At 70.2% G+C, this 17,736-nt stretch carries 10 protein-coding genes and 1 pseudogene; 4 read left to right on the top strand and 7 right to left on the bottom strand.

Features of this window, described 5'->3' with window-relative positions; all coding sequences use genetic code 11:
* Window positions 1-268 precede the first annotated feature (268 nt).
* Together rpoB and FK529_RS03365 are read left to right on the top strand one after the other, a co-directional pair.
* Window positions 269-3,819, top strand: a pseudogene (gene rpoB, locus FK529_RS03370) (DNA-directed RNA polymerase subunit beta).
* A 30-nt stretch (window positions 3,820-3,849) separates the two neighbouring features.
* On the top strand, window positions 3,850-7,806 hold the full coding sequence (locus tag FK529_RS03365) for a DNA-directed RNA polymerase subunit beta' (RefSeq protein WP_146559631.1): 3,957 nt from the start codon (window positions 3,850-3,852) through the stop codon (window positions 7,804-7,806).
* 242 nt (window positions 7,807-8,048) lie between these two features.
* Here the strand turns inward: FK529_RS03365 and FK529_RS03360 are convergent, their stop codons facing one another.
* Together FK529_RS03360 and FK529_RS03355 are read right to left on the bottom strand one after the other, a co-directional pair.
* Window positions 8,049-8,780, bottom strand: a complete 732-nt coding sequence (locus FK529_RS03360; RefSeq protein ID WP_146559630.1) for a PDDEXK family nuclease — start codon at window positions 8,778-8,780, stop codon at window positions 8,049-8,051.
* Between the two features lie 168 nt (window positions 8,781-8,948).
* The gene (locus FK529_RS03355; RefSeq protein WP_146559629.1) at window positions 8,949-9,323 is read right to left on the bottom strand and encodes a YccF domain-containing protein; all 375 of its coding nucleotides are present in this window, start codon (window positions 9,321-9,323) and stop codon (window positions 8,949-8,951) included.
* Window positions 9,324-9,357: 34 nt separating this feature from the next.
* Here FK529_RS03355 and FK529_RS03350 point away from each other — a divergent pair, with 34 nt between their 5' ends.
* Window positions 9,358-9,696, top strand: a complete 339-nt coding sequence (locus tag FK529_RS03350; protein WP_146559628.1) for a PNPOx family protein — start codon at window positions 9,358-9,360, stop codon at window positions 9,694-9,696.
* On the opposite strand, the gene FK529_RS03345 is transcribed toward FK529_RS03350, so the two are convergent.
* Window positions 9,693-10,610 carry a helix-turn-helix transcriptional regulator gene (locus tag FK529_RS03345; RefSeq protein WP_146559627.1) on the bottom strand — a complete coding sequence of 306 codons (918 nt, stop codon included), beginning with the start codon at window positions 10,608-10,610 and terminating at the stop codon, window positions 9,693-9,695. The genes FK529_RS03350 and FK529_RS03345 overlap by 4 nt on opposite strands.
* A gap of 63 nt (window positions 10,611-10,673) precedes the next feature.
* On the opposite strand from FK529_RS03345, the gene FK529_RS03340 reads away from it, so the two are divergent.
* Entirely contained in the window at window positions 10,674-11,252 is a 579-nt protein-coding gene (locus FK529_RS03340) for a TIGR03086 family metal-binding protein (RefSeq protein ID WP_146559626.1), read from the top strand.
* A 273-nt stretch (window positions 11,253-11,525) separates the two neighbouring features.
* On the opposite strand, the gene FK529_RS03335 is transcribed toward FK529_RS03340, so the two are convergent.
* The 4 genes from FK529_RS03335 to FK529_RS03320 form a co-directional block, all read right to left on the bottom strand.
* A complete protein-coding gene (locus FK529_RS03335; protein ID WP_146559625.1) occupies window positions 11,526-14,780 on the bottom strand; it encodes a DEAD/DEAH box helicase in 3,255 nt (1,084 codons plus the stop codon).
* Window positions 14,781-14,846: 66 nt separating this feature from the next.
* Entirely contained in the window at window positions 14,847-15,854 is a 1,008-nt protein-coding gene (locus FK529_RS03330; RefSeq protein WP_146559624.1) for a DUF8320 family protein, read from the bottom strand.
* Entirely contained in the window at window positions 15,851-17,050 is a 1,200-nt protein-coding gene (locus tag FK529_RS03325; RefSeq protein ID WP_146559623.1) for a sensor histidine kinase, read from the bottom strand. The genes FK529_RS03330 and FK529_RS03325 overlap by 4 nt, the downstream gene beginning before the upstream one ends.
* On the bottom strand, window positions 17,038-17,736 hold the full coding sequence (locus FK529_RS03320) for a response regulator transcription factor (protein ID WP_146559622.1): 699 nt from the start codon (window positions 17,734-17,736) through the stop codon (window positions 17,038-17,040). The genes FK529_RS03325 and FK529_RS03320 overlap by 13 nt, the downstream gene beginning before the upstream one ends.

The raw sequence follows: 17,736 nt of genomic DNA, 5'->3' as shown, positions 1-17,736 counted from the left end.
GTCCACGTGAGAGCATCCTCGGGTGCATCCGGACCGCACGGCAGCCAGCCCGCGGCCGGGGCGACCGGCAGTGCCGACCGACGATGCCGGTGTTCGAAGAATGACGCGCGTCATGCTTGCGCGGAAGCCCCGAGGGGCTTAGTCTGGACTGCCCCTTGCGGGGCGGTCAATCCTCTGTTAATGTTGGACGTTGCGCTGGCTGCCTCCTGCCCATCTGAATATTCGCCCTCGTAAGGGCCGTACTCTGCGGGTTGCCGTCAGCACAATTTTGGCAACGTTACTAGTCACAGCAGAGGACGCATCTTGGCAGTCTCCGTCTCCAGCCAGACTCAGAACGATCAGAACGACGCCGTGGTGCCCGGAGCGCCCAAGCGTGTGTCGTTCGCGAAGATCTCCGAGCCGCTTCCCGTACCGGGCCTGCTCGATCTGCAGATCGACTCGTTCGAGTGGCTCGTCGGTACGCCCGCTTGGCGGGAGAAGGCCGCGGCGCGCGGCGAGGCGCAGCCCACCGGCGGTCTGGAGGACATCCTCGCCGAGCTGTCGCCCATCGAGGACTTCTCGGGCTCGATGTCGCTGTCCTTCTCCGATCCGCGCTTCGACGAGGTCAAGGCCTCGATCGAGGAGTGCAAGGACAAGGACATGACGTACGCGGCGCCGCTGTTCGTCACCGCCGAGTTCATCAACAACAACACCGGCGAGATCAAGTCGCAGACCGTCTTCATGGGCGATTTCCCCATGATGACGGACAAGGGCACGTTCATCATCAACGGCACCGAGCGCGTGGTCGTCTCGCAGCTCGTCCGTAGCCCGGGCGTGTACTTCGACGAGAACATCGACAAGTCGACCGAGAAGCCGCTGCACAGCGTGAAGGTCATCCCGGCCCGCGGCGCGTGGCTGGAGTTCGACGTGGACAAGCGCGACACCGTCGGCGTCCGCATCGACCGCAAGCGCCGCCAGCCGGTCACCGTGCTGCTCAAGGCCCTCGGCTGGACCAGCGAGCAGATCCTCGAGCGCTTCGGCTTCTCGGAGATCATGCGGTCCACCCTGGAGAAGGACAACACGGCCGGCACCGACGAGGCGCTGCTCGACATCTACCGCAAGCTGCGCCCGGGCGAGCCGCCCACGAAGGAGTCGGCGCAGACCCTGCTGGAGAACCTGTTCTTCAAGGAGAAGCGCTACGACCTGGCCCGCGTCGGCCGGTACAAGCTCAACAAGAAGCTCGGTCTCCCGGCGAACTCCGACGGCACGCAGCCGCTGGTGCTCACCGAGGAGGACATCGTCGCGACGATCGAGTACCTCGTGCGCCTGCACGAGGCACCGTCGGAGCAGCTGACCTACATGACCGTGCCGGACGGCGTCGAGGTCCCCGTCGAGGTCGACGACATCGACCACTTCGGCAACCGTCGCCTGCGCACCGTCGGCGAGCTGATCCAGAACCAGCTGCGGGTGGGCCTGTCCCGCATGGAGCGCGTCGTGCGGGAGCGCATGACCACGCAGGACGTCGAGGCGATCACGCCGCAGACCCTGATCAACATCCGCCCGGTCTCGGCGGCGATCAAGGAGTTCTTCGGCACCTCGCAGCTCTCGCAGTTCATGGATCAGAACAACCCGCTGTCGGGCCTGACCCACAAGCGTCGTCTGTCGGCGCTCGGCCCCGGTGGCCTCTCGCGTGAGCGCGCCGGCCTCGAGGTCCGCGACGTCCACCCGTCGCACTACGGCCGCATGTGCCCGATCGAGACGCCGGAGGGCCCGAACATCGGCCTGATCGGTTCGCTGTCGGTGTACGCGCGGGTCAACCCGTTCGGCTTCATCGAGACGCCGTACCGCAAGGTCGTCGACGGCCAGATCACCGACGAGGTCGTCTACATGACGGCCGACGAGGAGGATCGCTACTACATCGCGCAGGCCAACGCGACCACCGACGCGACCGGCCGCCTCACGGACGACAAGGTGCTCGTGCGTAAGCGCGGCTCCGAGGTCGAGTTCGTGCCCGTCTCCGCCGTGGAGTACGTGGACATCTCGCCGCGCCAGATGGTCTCGGTCGCGACCGCGATGATCCCGTTCCTCGAGCACGACGACGCCAACCGTGCCCTCATGGGCGCGAACATGCAGCGTCAGGCCGTGCCGCTGGTCCGTTCCGAGTCGCCGCTGGTCGGCACCGGTATGGAGCTGCGCGCCGCGGTCGACGCCGGCGACGTCGTCATCACCGAGAAGGCGGGCGTCGTGGAGGAGGTCTCGGCCGACTTCATCACGGTCATGGCCGACGAGGGCACCCGCAAGACCTACAAGCTGCGCAAGTTCGCGCGCAGCAACCAGGGCACCTGCGCCAACCAGCGTCCGATCGTCAACGCCGGCCAGCGCGTCGAGGGTGGCCAGGTCCTGGCCGACGGCCCCTGCACCGACAACGGTGAGATGGCGCTCGGCAAGAACCTGCTCGTGGCGATCATGCCGTGGGAGGGCCACAACTACGAGGACGCGATCATCCTCTCGCAGCGCCTGGTGGAGGAGGACGTGCTCACGTCCATCCACATCGAGGAGCACGAGATCGATGCCCGCGACACGAAGCTGGGCGCCGAGGAGATCACCCGGGACATCCCGAACGTCTCCGACGAGGTGCTGGCCGATCTCGACGAGCGCGGCATCATCCGCATCGGCGCCGAGGTCCGCGACGGCGACATCCTGGTCGGCAAGGTCACCCCGAAGGGCGAGACCGAGCTGACCCCGGAGGAGCGGCTGCTCCGCGCGATCTTCGGTGAGAAGGCGCGCGAGGTCCGCGACACCTCGCTCAAGGTGCCCCACGGCGAGACCGGCAAGGTCATCGGCGTCCGCGTCTTCTCGCGCGACGACGACGACGAGCTGCCCCCCGGCGTGAACGAGCTGGTCCGCGTGTACGTGGCCCAGAAGCGCAAGGTCCAGGACGGCGACAAGCTGGCCGGCCGCCACGGCAACAAGGGCGTCATCGGCAAGATCCTCCCCGCCGAGGACATGCCCTTCCTGCCCGACGGCACCCCGGTCGACATCATCCTCAACACGCACGGCGTGCCGCGTCGTATGAACATCGGCCAGATCCTGGAGACCCACCTCGGGTGGGTCGCCAAGACCGGCTGGGACGTGCGCGACGAGAAGGGGAACATCCCGGACTGGGCCTCGGCGCTGCCCGAGGAGATGTACAGCCAGCCCAAGGACACCAACACCGCCACCCCCGTCTTCGACGGTGCGCGGGACGAGGAGCTGGCCGGCCTGCTCGGCTCGACGCTCCCGAACCGCGACGGCGACGTGATGGTCCAGGCCGACGGCAAGGCGACGCTGTTCGACGGCCGCTCGGGCGAGCCCTTCCCGTACCCGGTGGCCATCGGCTACATGTACATCCTGAAGCTGCACCACCTGGTGGACGAGAAGATCCACGCCCGCTCCACCGGCCCGTACTCGATGATCACGCAGCAGCCGCTGGGTGGTAAGGCGCAGTTCGGCGGCCAGCGCTTCGGCGAGATGGAGTGCTGGGCGATGCAGGCGTACGGCGCCGCCTACACGCTGCAGGAGCTGCTCACCATCAAGTCGGACGACGTGGTCGGCCGCGTGAAGGTGTACGAGGCGATCGTCAAGGGCGAGAACATCCCGGAGCCCGGCATCCCCGAGTCGTTCAAGGTGCTCCTCAAGGAGCTCCAGTCGCTCTGCCTGAACGTGGAGGTGCTGTCGTCCGACGGTGCCGCCATCGAGATGGCCGACGGCGACGACGAGGATCTCGAGCGCGCTGCTGCCAACCTCGGCATCAACCTCTCGCGCAACGAGAACGCCTCCGCCGAAGACCTCGCGAACTAGTCCACGCCAACCGAACGAATAAGGAGAGAAGTGCTCGACGTCAACTTCTTCGACGAACTGAAGATCGGTCTGGCGACCGCCGATGACATCCGCAACTGGAGCTACGGCGAGGTCAAGAAGCCCGAGACCATCAACTACCGCACGCTCAAGCCCGAGAAGGACGGACTCTTCTGCGAGAAGATCTTCGGTCCGACGCGCGACTGGGAGTGCTACTGCGGCAAGTACAAGCGCGTCCGCTTCAAGGGCATCATCTGCGAGCGCTGCGGCGTCGAGGTCACTCGCGCCAAGGTGCGTCGTGAGCGGATGGGCCACATCGAGCTCGCCGCGCCCGTCACCCACATCTGGTACTTCAAGGGCGTCCCGTCGCGCTTGGGCTACCTGCTGGACCTGGCGCCGAAGGATCTCGAGAAGATCATCTACTTCGCCGCCTACGTGATCACCGAGGTCGACGAGGAGCAGCGCCACAACGAGCAGTCCACGCTCGAGGCCGAGATCACCTCCGAGAAGAAGGTGCTCGAGGACCAGCGTGACGTGGACCTCGAGAACCGCGCCAAGAAGCTGGAGGACGACCTGGCCGTCCTCGAGGCCGAGGGTGCCAAGGCCGACCAGCGCCGCAAGGTGAAGGACGGCGGCGAGCGCGAGATGCGGCAGATCCGCGACCGCGCGCAGCGTGCCATCGACGAGCTCGACGAGATCTGGACGACCTTCGTCAAGCTCGCGCCGAAGGACATGATCGTCGACGAGAAGCTCTACCGTGAGCTGCAGGACCGCTACGGCGAGTACTTCAAGGGCGCCATGGGTGCCGAGGCGATCAAGAAGCTCATCGAGAACTTCGACATCGACGCCGAGGCCGAGTCGCTGCGCGAGACGATCCGCTCGGGCAAGGGGCAGAAGAAGCTCCGTGCGCTCAAGCGCCTCAAGGTCGTGGCCGCGTTCCAGCAGTCGGGCAACTCGCCGCTGGGCATGGTCCTCGACGCGGTGCCGGTGATCCCGCCGGAGCTGCGCCCGATGGTCCAGCTCGACGGTGGCCGGTTCGCCACGTCCGACCTGAACGACCTGTACCGCCGCGTGATCAACCGCAACAACCGCCTCAAGCGACTGATCGACCTCGGCGCGCCCGAGATCATCGTCAACAACGAGAAGCGGATGCTGCAGGAGTCCGTCGACGCGCTGTTCGACAACGGCCGCCGCGGCCGGCCGGTCACCGGACCGGGCAACCGCCCGCTCAAGTCGCTGTCCGATCTGCTCAAGGGCAAGCAGGGCCGGTTCCGGCAGAACCTGCTCGGCAAGCGCGTGGACTACTCTGGCCGTTCGGTCATCGTCGTGGGTCCGCAGCTCAAGCTGCACCAGTGCGGCCTGCCGAAGCTGATGGCGCTCGAGCTGTTCAAGCCCTTCGTGATGAAGCGCCTGGTGGATCTCAACCACGCGCAGAACATCAAGTCGGCCAAGCGGATGGTCGAGCGGCAGCGGCCTCAGGTGTGGGACGTCCTCGAAGAGGTCATCGCCGAGCACCCCGTGCTGCTCAACCGTGCCCCCACGCTGCACCGCCTGGGCATCCAGGCCTTCGAGCCGCAGCTCGTCGAGGGTAAGGCCATCCAGCTGCACCCGCTCGTGTGTGAGGCCTTCAACGCCGACTTCGACGGTGACCAGATGGCCGTGCACCTCCCGCTGTCCGCGGAGGCGCAGGCCGAGGCCCGCATCCTGATGCTGTCCTCGAACAACATCCTGTCGCCGGCGTCGGGCCGCCCGCTCGCCATGCCCCGTCTGGACATGGTGACCGGCCTGTACCACCTGACCACCGAGAAGGCCGACGCGAAGGGCGCGTACACGCCCGCCGCGAAGGACCAGCCGGAGACCGGTGTGTACTCCTCGCCGGCGGAGGCCATCATGGCCGTCGACCTGGGCGACCTGTCGATCCAGGCCCCGATCAAGGTGCGGCTCACGCAGCAGCGCCCGGCGGCCGACGTCGAGGCGGAGCTGTTCGACGGTGCGTGGACCCGCGGTCAGGCCTGGACGGCCGAGACCACCCTGGGTCGCGTGCTGTTCAACGAGCTGCTCCCGGCGGACTACCCGTTCATCGACGAGCAGATGCCGAAGAAGCGTCAGGCCGTGATCATCAACGACCTGGCCGAGCGGTACCCGATGATCGTGGTCGCGCAGACCGTCGACAAGCTCAAGGACGCCGGCTTCTACTGGGCCACGCGTTCGGGCGTCACCGTCTCGATGACCGACGTGCTCGTTCCCCCGAGCAAGAAGGACATCCTCGACCGCTACGAGGAGCGGGCCGACGGCATCGAGCGCAAGTACGCCCGCGGTGCCCTCACCTCCGGTGAGCGCCGCGACGCGCTGGTCGAGATCTGGAAGCAGGCCACGGACGAGGTCGGCAAGGCGATCGACGAGTTCTACCCCGAGGACAACCCGATCACGATGATTCCGAAGTCGGGCGCGACCGGCAACATGACCCAGGTGCGCAACCTGGCGGGCATGAAGGGCCTGGTGACGAACCCGAAGGGCGAGTTCATCCCGCGTCCGATCAAGTCCTCGTTCCGCGAGGGCCTGACGGTGCTGGAGTACTTCATCAACACCCACGGTGCTCGTAAGGGTCTGGCCGATACCGCTCTGCGTACCGCTGACTCGGGCTACCTGACCCGTCGTCTGGTCGACGTCTCGCAGGACGTCATCGTCCGCGAGACCGACTGCGGCACCAGCCGCGGCATCATCGTGCCGCTGGCGGAGGTGCAGGCCGACGGTTCGCTGATCCGCGACGCGCACGTCGAGACCTCGGCGTACGCCCGCACCCTCGCCGAGGACGCGGTCGCGGCGGACGGCACCGTCGTCGTCGAGCGCGGTCACGACCTGGGCGATCCGCAGATCGAGGCGCTTCTCGAGGCCGGCGTCGCGGAGGTGAAGGTGCGCTCCGTGCTCACCTGCACCACCGGCACCGGTGTTTGTGCCACCTGCTACGGCCGCTCGATGGCGACCGGCAAGCTCGTCGACATCGGCGAGGCCGTCGGTATCGTCGCCGCGCAGTCGATCGGTGAGCCCGGTACCCAGCTGACCATGCGTACCTTCCACCAGGGTGGCGTCGGTGACGACATCACCGGCGGTCTGCCGCGAGTCACCGAGCTGTTCGAGGCCCGTGTCCCCAAGGGCAAGGCCCCGATCGCCGAGGTCTCCGGCCGCATCCGCCTGGAGGACGACGACCGGTTCTACACGATCACCATCACGCCGGACGACGGCAGCGACGAGGTCGTGTACGACAAGATCAGCAAGCGCCAGCGTCTCCGCGTGTTCAAGCACGAGGACGGCTCGGAGCGCCTGCTGGCCGACGGTGACCACGTGCAGGTGGGCCAGCAGCTCCTCGAGGGCGCTGCCGACCCGCACGAGGTGCTGCGCGTCATGGGCCCGCGTCAGGTGCAGGTGCACCTGGTCAACGAGGTCCAGGAGGTGTACCGGTCGCAGGGTGTGTCGATCCACGACAAGCACATCGAGACGATCGTCCGGCAGATGCTGCGTCGCGTGACGATCATCGATTCGGGTTCGACGGAGTTCCTGCCCGGTTCGCTCACCGAGCGTTCCGAGTTCGAGTCCGAGAACCGTCGCGTCGTGGCCGAGGGCGGCGAGCCCGCGGCCGGCCGGCCGGTGCTCATGGGCATCACGAAGGCCTCGCTCGCGACCGACTCGTGGCTGTCGGCGGCCTCCTTCCAGGAGACCACCCGCGTGCTCACGGACGCCGCGATCAACACCCGCTCCGACAAGCTGGTGGGCCTCAAGGAGAACGTCATCATCGGTAAGCTCATCCCGGCCGGTACGGGCATCAACAAGTACCGGAACATCCAGGTGCAGCCGACCGAGGAGGCCCGCGCGGCCGCGTACTCGGTGCCGACCTTCGACGACCAGTACTACGGCCCGGAGGGTGCGTTCGGCGCCCCGTCCGGCGCCGCGGTGCCGCTCGACGACTACGGCTTCTCCGACGGTTACCGCTGAGCTGAGTAGCTGACAACGGCCCCCGACCTGCTTCTGCAGGTCGGGGGCCGTCCTCGTTGGTCCGACGGTGCCCCTCGCTCTGAGATTGCTAGTGGTTTCGGCGATCTCGACCTGCGATTTGCCCACTGATTCCGCTGGCAACCGGCTGGTCGGCTAACAGGAGACGCGGCACCGTCGGCGTGGGGCCCGACCAGCCGCGGTGTCGGAGTTCGGATTCGATGCGTGTGACGAAGGCCGCGAGGTCACCCGGTGAGCGTCTCGGATGTCACACGAATGATCGCCCACTCCTGTCCTGTGATGGCGTTCCAGCGCCGGATGTCCTTGCGCTGCTGCCGTACTGACCGGTGATACCCGCCGTCGTACTCGATGGCGATCAGGTGTTCCGGATCGCCCAGGTCGACGTGGTAGCCGGTGCCGGGAACCGGTGTCTGCGGTGTGAAGAAGGTCAGGCCTGCTCGGTGCACCGCGAGGCGGGTGTAGGTCTCCCAGTGCGAGTCGGCGCCGATGCTCGATTCGGCGAGGACGGCGCGCACTCGGTGCCCGCCGTAGAACCCGGGGTGCGCGTCGAGGTAGGCGAGAACGGCCTTCTGCGTGGTGACCGACCTGCCGTAGTCGTCGACGCGCAGGCACTGGTCGAACCCCGCGATCCCCTCGTCGGTCGTGCTGTGGCGTGCGATGTCGGCGGCGGTGAGCGGGCCCGATGTCGCTCGCCGGCGTAGGACTGTCTGGATGTCCTCCTTGGGAAGGTGACCGGTGCGGATGATCACGTTCTTGCGGGCGCGCTGCTGCGGAAGCCAGATCTCCGGCGGGTGGCAGTCGGTGTACAACGCGCCGTGGAGTGCGGCGGCGGTCCATCCGGTGAAGACGGCCTCGGGGTAGGCGAAGGCGAGTGCGTCGCGGATCTCCTTAGCCGTCGCGGACTCCACGCCGTCCTTCCGGAGGCCGTGCAGAACCGACGTGGACTCGATGCGCATGGCGTGTGCGGTCTGAGTCCGGAGCAGGTCGCGCGTTCGGCGGATCACATCATTGGACGCACCATCTCCGCTGGCGGTTCCCAGTCGACCGGTTCCTAGTGGTTACGGCGCCCCCGACCTGCGATTCGTCCGCCGAAACCACTAGGAATGGCGACGATCCTTCGAGGGCTACGAGGTCGGGACGATCTCCGAGCCGAGCGGCAGCAGCGAGAGCCGGATCATCTTGAAGTTCGCGATGGCCATCGGGATGCCGATGATGGTCAGGCACAGCGCGATCCCGGTCAGGATGTGCCCGATCGCGAGCCAGATCCCCGCGACCAGCAGCCAGATGATGTTGCCCAGCAGCGACGCCGCGCCGGCTCCGGGCCGGTCCACGACGGTCCGCCCGAACGGCCAGAGCGCGTAGTTGGCGATGCGGAACGACGCGAGTCCGAACGGGATGGTCACGATCAGCAAGCAGCAGATGATCCCGGCGATCGCGTACCCGACGGCCATCCAGAACCCGCAGAACACCAGCCAGATGATGTTGAGGATCAGCTTCACCACACCAGTATGCCGCCGCGGCTACCGTGGTGGCATGAACCTCTTCCAGCGCGGAGCCAAGCTGTTCAACACCGCCTTCACGCCGCTGTTGTCCCTGCCCGTCGTCGGCCCCGCGCTGGGGAAGTCGATGGTCACCGTCAGCTACACCGGCCGCAAATCCGGCAAGTCCTTCTCCCTGCCGGTCGCGTACCGTCGCACCGGCGACGAGGTGGTCATCGGCGTCGCGATGCCGGAACAGAAGCAGTGGTGGCGCAACTTCCTCGGGGAGGGTGCCGACCTCACGCTCCACTTCCCCGACGGTGACCGCACGGGCCGGGCCGTCGCGACCAGCGGGGAGAAGGGCACCGTCGTCCGGGTCGCCCTGGCCCCCTAGCTCGGGCCCAGCGCCGCGGCCGCCGCGGCGAGGCGGTCGGCGAGCGCGGCGCGCACCGCGGGCGGTCCGACGATCTCGACGTGCGGGAGCGCGCCCCACAGCGTCCACACCGCGCGTCCGAGGTCGCTGAAGCCGAGCGTGCCGGCACCGTCGGGCCCGGGCGGGGCGACGATCGTCCCGAGACCGGAGAGCTTGGTCCAGCCGTACTCGTCGGCCCGGAGCTCGACGGTGATCGCCTCGCGGCCGGAGCGGAACGACGCGCGGGACTCCTCGAACTCGGCCGCGAGGTCCACCTCCGCGGGGCGCCGAGCGGGCTCGGCGAGCACCGTGACGGCCTCGAACCGCGAGGTCCGGTAGGTGCGCCGCGCGCCGTCGCGCAGGGCCATCAGGTACCAGGACTGGCCGGCGTGGACCAGGCCGACGGGGTCCAGCGTCCGCTCCGCCGCGCCGGACCCGCGCGGCCGGTACGTCGCCCGCACGCGCAGCCCGTCGATGACGGCGCGCTGCAGCTCGCCCAGGTGAGGCTCGGGCTCGGGCGCGCGGGCGAATCCGTCGGGGCGCACGTGGATTCGCTGGGCGGCGGCCGCCGCTTCCCGACGGTGCGCCTCGGGCAGCGCCGCCGCGACCTTGCGCATGGCGCCCGCGAACGCGGGGGAGTCGGGCGCGCCGGCGAGTAGGGCCTTCGCCTCGTCGAGGGTGAGGCCCGTGAGGTCGGTGCGGTAGCCGGGAAGCAGGCTGATGCCGCCGCCGCGGCCGCGGTCGGTGTAGACGGGGACGCCCGCGACGCCGAGCGCCTCGACGTCGCGCAGCACGGTCCTGGTCGAGACCTCCAGCTCCGCGGCGATCTGCGCGGCCGTCATGGTGCCGCGGTGGCGCAGCAGCATGAGGACGGACAGGAGGCGGTCGGCGCGCATGAATCTCAGATTGCCAGACAAACATGACACAAGGTGTCATGTTCTGCCGGTTGAATCGTTCCCATGACCAACACAGCAACTGATCCCCGTCCCTCCTACGCCGTCGCCACCGCGTGGGTGCACTCCCTCCTCGCCGGCGTCACCCAGGAGCAGCTCACGCTGCCCACCCCGTGCGACGATTTCGACGTCCGCGCCCTCGCCGAGCACCTCGTCGCCGTGATGATGCGCGCCGAGGCGCTCGCCACGGTCGCGACCGTCGAGGGACAGCCCTTCCGCGCCGACGAACACGACGCCGCCACGTATGCCGCGATCCGCGAGCGCGCGTTGGCGGCGTGGGAGGCCGCCCCGCTCGAGCGCGAGGTCACCGTGCCCTGGGGCGTCGTCCCCGGTTTCGCGGCGCTCGGGATGTACATCAACGAGACGCTGGTGCACGGCTGGGACCTGGCGGTCGCCACCGGTCAGCCGGCCGAGTTCCCCGAGCCCGCGGTGCCCGAGGGCGCGCTGGCCGTGGTGAAGAATGTACTGCCCGCCGATTTCCGTGGCGGCGACGTCCCGTTCGGCCCCGTCGTCGAGCCCCGCGAGGGCGCCGGCCCCACCGAGCGCCTGGCCAACTGGAACGGTCACCGCTGGTCCGCGGCGTGAGCCGTTGACATGGACGAAGGTGAGGCCCTAGAAAGCCGGCTCCTGGTGGGGGAGTCGGCGCCGAGTGGGGGACGACCGAGCCCCCACCAGGTGCGCGGCGTCTGGTGGGGGAGTGAACGTCGAAGCCGCGGTTCGGCGCGGCGCGGGGGACGTCTGACTGCGGAACTCAACCCGGCGGAGTCACGCGTCATGCTGCGCCTGAGCCATGCGCCCCGCGCATGGCTGTTCGCATCGACTACCGCCCCGGCCCCGGCCCCGGCCCCGGCCGGAATCTCAGTCCTCGAACAGCGCGCGAATGTCGGAGGCGGCCAGGCGCGCATCGAAGCCGCCCTCGCCGCCGACGACGGAATCGAACAGGGCGGCCTTGCGCTCCTTGAGCGCCATCACCTTGTCCTCGATGGTGTCTGCGGAGACCAGGCGGTAGACCATCACGCTGCGGGTCTGGCCGATACGGTGCGCGCGGTCGATGGCCTGCGCCTCCGCCGCGGGGTTCCACCACGGGTCGAGGAGGAAGCAGTAGTCGGCCTGCACCAGGTTCAGGCCGAAGCCGCCGGCCTTGAGCGAGATCAGGAAGACCTGGACCTCGCCCGAGGTGAACTTCTCGATCGCCGCGGGCCGGTCCGTCGTCGAGCCGTCGAGGTAGGCGTACTCCACGCCCTCCTCGTCGAGGCGCTCCGCGGCCTTGTGCAGGAAGCCCGTGAACTGGCTGAACACCAGTACGGCGTGCTTCTCCTCCAGCAGCTCGTCCAGCTTCTCCACCAGGAAGTCGAGCTTGGCGACGTCCTCGACGGCCAGCTCCTCGTCCACCAGCGACGGGTCGAGCGCGAGCCGGCGCAGCATCGTCAGCGACCGGAGGATCTCGAACCGGTTGCCCTCGAAGTCGTCCAGCAGGCCCAGCAGCTTCGCCCGCTGATCGGCCAGTACCCGGTCGTAGGTGTGCCGGTGCTCCTCCGAGAGCTCCACCTGCACCACCGATTCCGTCTTCGCCGGCAGGTCCTTCGCCACCAGGTCCTTGGTGCGGCGCAGCATGAACGGGCGCACGCGCCGCCGTAGCCGGGCCAGCCGGTCGTCGTCGCCGCCGCGCTCGATGGGCCGCCGGTACTCCTCCGCGAACCACGACCGCCCGGGGAACAGCCCCGGCACCGTCAGCGCGGTGAGGGCCCACAGCTCCTCGAGGTGGTTCTCCATCGGAGTACCGGTCACGGCGAGGGTGAACGCGCGGTCCAGCAGCGAGACCGCCGCGAAGGCCTTCGACCGCGGGTTCTTCACGAACTGCGCCTCGTCGAGGATCACGCCCGCCCACGAGACCGCCGCGTACTCCTCGGCGTCCAACCGCAGCAGCGTGTACGAGGTCAGCACCAGGTCGGCACCCGCCACCACGGACGAGATCGACGAGCCCGACTTGCGTGCGGTCTCGGAGACCACCGCCACCGACAGGTGCGGCGCGAACCGCTTGCACTCGGCGGCCCAGTTGCCCACCACCGAGGTCGGCGCCACCACCAGGAACGGGCCGGGCCGCTCGGCCGCGGTCTCGTGCGCCCGGCAGATCAGCGCCAGCGTTTGGACCGTCTTGCCGAGGCCCATGTCGTCGGCGAGGATGCCGCCGAAGTCGTTGTCGTACAGGAACGAGAGCCAGTCCAGGCCGTCGCGCTGGTACGGCCGGAGTTCCGCCTTCAGTGTCGACGGTGCCTCCTGCCGCGCCAGGTCGCCCGCCGTCAGGGCGCCGACCCGGCGGGACCAGTCACCGTCGAAGTCGGTGGCGTCGGCGAGGTCCGCGAGGTCGTCGACGAGGCCCGCCTGGAAACGGCTGATCCGCAGGCCGTCCCGGTCCCCGGAGCGGTCCCCGGGCCCGGTGCGCGCGCCGCGCCGCGCGCCCCGCGCCGGCAGGTCCCGCGCCTCGCCGATCAGCTCGCGCAGCCGGTCGAAGCGCTCGCCGTCGATGCGGGCCAGCACGCCGCCGGGCGTGACGAGGGTGTCGTGGCCCGCGGCGACGGCGGTGAAGACGTCCCGGAACGGGACCTCCTCACCGTCGACCTCGACGGCGACCTCGAGATCGAACCAGTCGGTCGACGGGCCGTCGGATTCCGGCCGCACCCGCACGGACACCGAGGCCGAGTTCTGCGCCCAGCGGAAGCCGGGGTCGTCGGTGACCTCGACGACGACCGACGGCACCGATCGCAGGACCGGCGCGACCTCGGCGAGCCAGACCGCGGCCTCGGTGCCCCGGTAGAAGCCCTGCGAGTGGTCCACGCCGACGGCGGCCTCGCGCAGCGCCTCGGCCATCGCGCGGGTGATCCGCTGCTGTCCGACGGCGTCCGCCAGGCCGGCCGGCTCGCGGCCCAGGGCGTAGTCGGTCGGCTCGCCGACCCCTTGGCTCACGACCGTGTAGCGCCACTTCCAGTCGACCTCGAGCTCGGCGGCCTCGGGGTAGTAGCGGGCGGTGCACAGCAGGGCGGGGCCCGAGACCTCCACCTCGCCGACGAGCTGGTCCGGGTCGCGCACGGGCGCGACGGCCGCCAGGTAGGGCAGGTACTTCTCGCGCAGCTCCGGCACGGCCTCCGCGGGCACCTGCACCGGGGTGAACCGCCGCAGCGCCGTCGTCTGCTGCGGGGTCAGCGGCGGGGCCAGCGGGGCGAGCCGCAGCACGTCGCCGTCCTGCTGGAAGGCACCGAGTGCGCGGTGCGCGCCGAGGAGCCCGCCCGTGAAGGGCCGCGGCCCGTCGCCGAAATCGACTTCCCGGTCCAGCTCGACGTTCCCGCCGACCGAGCGGGTGACGAGTCCGAGCCGCGTCGGCGGGCCCAGTACGACGGTGCCGCGCGCTCTCTTGCTCAGCAGCGGCACGCCCGCGTCGCGGACGGCGCGCAGCTGATCCCAGAGCAGCGGAGTGTCGACCATCCCGAGATCGGCCCATGCGTCCACGCCGTACAGCGACCAGGTGATGAGCTGCGCCAGCGGCGCGAGGACGTCGCGCTGCGCGGGCGCGACCCGGGGCGCGGTGGCAATGGTGCGCCACCGCACGTCGCCGGCGACCCACGAGCCCTCGCGCATGCCGGGTGTCGCGAGGCGCACCTGCAGTCGCTGCCCGGAGACGACGCCGCGCTCGTCGACGTCGAACTGCAGCGCGACGGGCAGCACCGCGGCGCTGGTGCGCGCGGGCTCGGGCAGGAGGGAGGCGAGCTGCCGCTCCCACGGGTCGGGCTGCGGGGCCTCGCTCTCCTCGACGTCCTCCGCGGTGAGCTCGAGTAGCAGCGCGGCGCCGTGCTTGCAGTTGAGCGCCACGGGGCAACTGCACAGGCTGCGCACGGGGCGCCAGCCGGAGCCGCCGGGCTCGATCCACACCTGCGTGTCGTACTCGCGGGTGCCGGCGACGACGCCCGTGACGAGGCGCTTCTCGTCGTCCCACTCGAGATCGCCGATGAGGCCGGTGCCCACGTACTCGCCCGCGCGCCGCACCGTCGGCCCCCCGAAGAAGCCGTTGAGGTCCTCGGGGGTGAACGCGGGGCCTCCGCCGGTAGTCGATGCTCTCATGGTCAAGCGGACAGTCTAGCGCGGTTCGGTGAATCCCCGCAGGGCCGTACCGCGGGGTCCCTCGGCTCAGGCCGGGCCCGGCAGCTCGATCCGCGTGGTCGTCCCGTCGACGTCGCGGAGCAGGATGGTGGCCGCCAGCGCGCGACCGGGCGGCACCGCGCGGGCGGTCACCGCACCGCGGGGAAGCGACTCGACCGCCTCGGCGATCCGGTCGCGGATCGCGGCCGCCGCGGGCGGGGCCAGGTCGCGCAGGCCTCCGTCGTCGAGGAGCACCACGTCGACGCCCCGGCGGCGGGCACTGTCGGCGGCCGCCGTGAGTCGTGGGGAGAGCAGCCCCGGGGCGCGCACCGAGTCGCGGAGCCTGGCCTCGACGATGCGGCACTCCAGCCGTTCCTGCGCCGTGAGAGGTACGCCGGTGGCGAGCCGCTCGAGCATGGGGCGAGCCTCGCGGTCGAGGAAGTCACGGCGGCGGCTGCGCTCCTCGCGCGCCGTCGCGGCGGCGGCCTCCGCCGCGCGTCGCTCAGTGGTGCGGGCCCGCATCGCGAAGGTCTGCCGGGCGACGGGGCGCAGGGTCAGCGCGAAGAACGTGGCGGTGAGGGTGACGGTCGTACTCGGCAGGCAGCGGAGCACCCCGTCGACAGCGCCGTGTCCGCGGTCAACGGCCCACCACACCACGACGGCCGCGGTGAGCGCGACCGACAGCCACGTGATGGCGATGCGGCCGCGCACCGCGAGATAGGCACTGAGGACGGCGCCGCCGCCGATCGGCCAGGTGGTGAGCGCGAAGGCGTACTCGCCCGGCAGGAACGGGAACACGCTGAGCGCCGCGATCGGCCCGCCGCCGGCGACGACCGCGGTCCACCGGTAGGGCAACGGATCCCCGGGCGCGCGGATGAGTACCAGCGCGCCGACCAGCAGGGCCGCGACCCCCAGGGCCTGCGGCCAGTCGCGGTCCAGGTCGCTGCGCGCGTACCAGGCGAGAACGGCGAAGGTCGCCGCGAAGCCCCACACCAGGACCTTCGCCCCGGTGTGTCGCATCCCGAGGATGTCGCGGACGTCGTCGTCGTCGGTCACCGCGACCACCGGATCGAGACCGTGGTGCCCGCGCCGGGCGCGGACTCCACAGCCGCGGCGCCGCCGGGCGTCGACGCCATCCGCCCGACGATGCTGCCCGCGAGCCCGAGCCGATCCGGTGCAACGGTGCGCGGGTCGAAGCCGGCGCCGTCGTCCTCGATGGTCACGCAGAAGCCGTCGGCGTCGAAGTCGGCGAGGACCGTCGCGCGGGCGCGGGGCCCGGCGTGCCGTTGCACGTTGCGCAGCGCCTCGGAGACCGCCGCGGAGGCGGCGGTCAGGGCGTCCGACGGTACGCGGCACGCGTCCGGCCCGATGTCCGCGGACCAGTACGCGTGCGGCGCGATGCGGCCCACTGCGGCGCCGAGGACGGAGGCGGCCACCGCCGGCGGCGCGTCGTCGTGATCGGCGTGCCCCTCGTACTCGTCGACCGCGGTCAGGACGGTCCGGGCGTGCCGCGCGATGGCCGCGGCATCGTCGATGCGCGTGGACGCGAGGAGGGTCGCGATCACGTCGTCGTGGACGAGCGCGGCGAACCGCTGTTGCTCGTAGCCGCGGGCCTGCGCGGAGGCATCGGCGGCGGTCGCTTCGAGTGCCTCGGCGTGGGCCAGGTCGAGGCGGCGGCCCGTGCGCCAGGCGACGATCGATGCCGAGAGGAAGACTGCGGAGAAGACCAGGGAGAACAGCATCGACGGCAGGTAGGGGTCCCGCGCGGTGCCGACGCGGTGGTTGAGGACCACCGTGCCGACCACCGCGAGCGTGCCATAGCCGACGGCGACCGCGGGCCGCACCGGCATCGCGATGGCCATCGCCGCGAGCGCGGGGATGTAGTAGAGGAAGTGGTCTCCGGACACCTGCACGTGCGCGATCTCGCCGGCCGCGAGCCACAGCACGACGGACGCGAGGTACGTGCCCGCTGCGAGCATGGAAGCCCGGCCGATCGTCCGGCGATGGTCGTGTGCATAGCTCGCCGGGAGCAGTGCGGCGCCGCTGCCGAAGACGGCGGTCGCGGTGATCACCGTGAGCGCGGGTGCCACCCGGTAGGCGTCGATGACGGTGGGGAACGTCGTGAGCAGGTTGAACAGGTAGCCCGCGGCGATGAACCGGGTGAAGACGCGGGTGAGTCGCTCGTCCGCGCCGATGCCCGGAGTCGCCGGTGGGACGCCCGGCAGCGACGCCGTCGGCGTCAGCGCTGCCATCGGTGCCTGCGAGGGGCCTGGAGGAATCCGTCCTCGACGGCCCGCTGGTACATGTGCAGCTTGGTCTCGGCGGGGCGGCCCTGCACCGCGTACTTGGACTTGATCCGCTCGATGTAGCTCTCCACCGTCTTCGGCGCGAGCCCCGCGAGCTCGGCAACGCGGGACGTGGTCTCGCCCGAGGCGTACAGCGCCAGCACCTCCCGCTGCTGAGGACTCAGGCCCACGTCGTTGAAGTCGGGGTCGCCGTCGATCGCGGCCGCCCACTCGGTGGTGACGACGGGCCGCCCCTCCGCGGTGTCGCGGACGGCCTGCACCAGGTCGTCGCCGCTCACCGTCTTCGGGACGATGCCCCAGACTCCGGCGCGGGCGGCCTGTCGCGGGAGGTAGGGGTCGGTGTCGAAGCTGCCCGTGTACACCAGTACGCGCGCGCCTCCGAGGTGGAGCTTCTCGATGTTGGCCTCGGGGGCGGTGCCGTCGGCGAGGAGCAGGTCGAGCACCACCACGTCGGGGCAGCAGCGGTCGAGCAGCTCGTCCACGCCCGCGGCGTGGCCGCTGAAGGTCAGGTCGGGCGCGGCGGCGAGGCTGGCCTCGAAGCCGAGCACGATGAGGGCGTGGTCCTCGACGATGCCCACGGTGTGCTGTCGACGGTGCGCCGTGGTCTCGACGCCCGTCTCGGGTCCGGTCAT

Source organism: Tsukamurella asaccharolytica (assembly GCF_007858435.1).
Lineage (GTDB): Bacteria > Actinomycetota > Actinomycetes > Mycobacteriales > Mycobacteriaceae > Tsukamurella > Tsukamurella asaccharolytica.
This window is presented reverse-complemented; position numbering and strand designations above follow the sequence as displayed.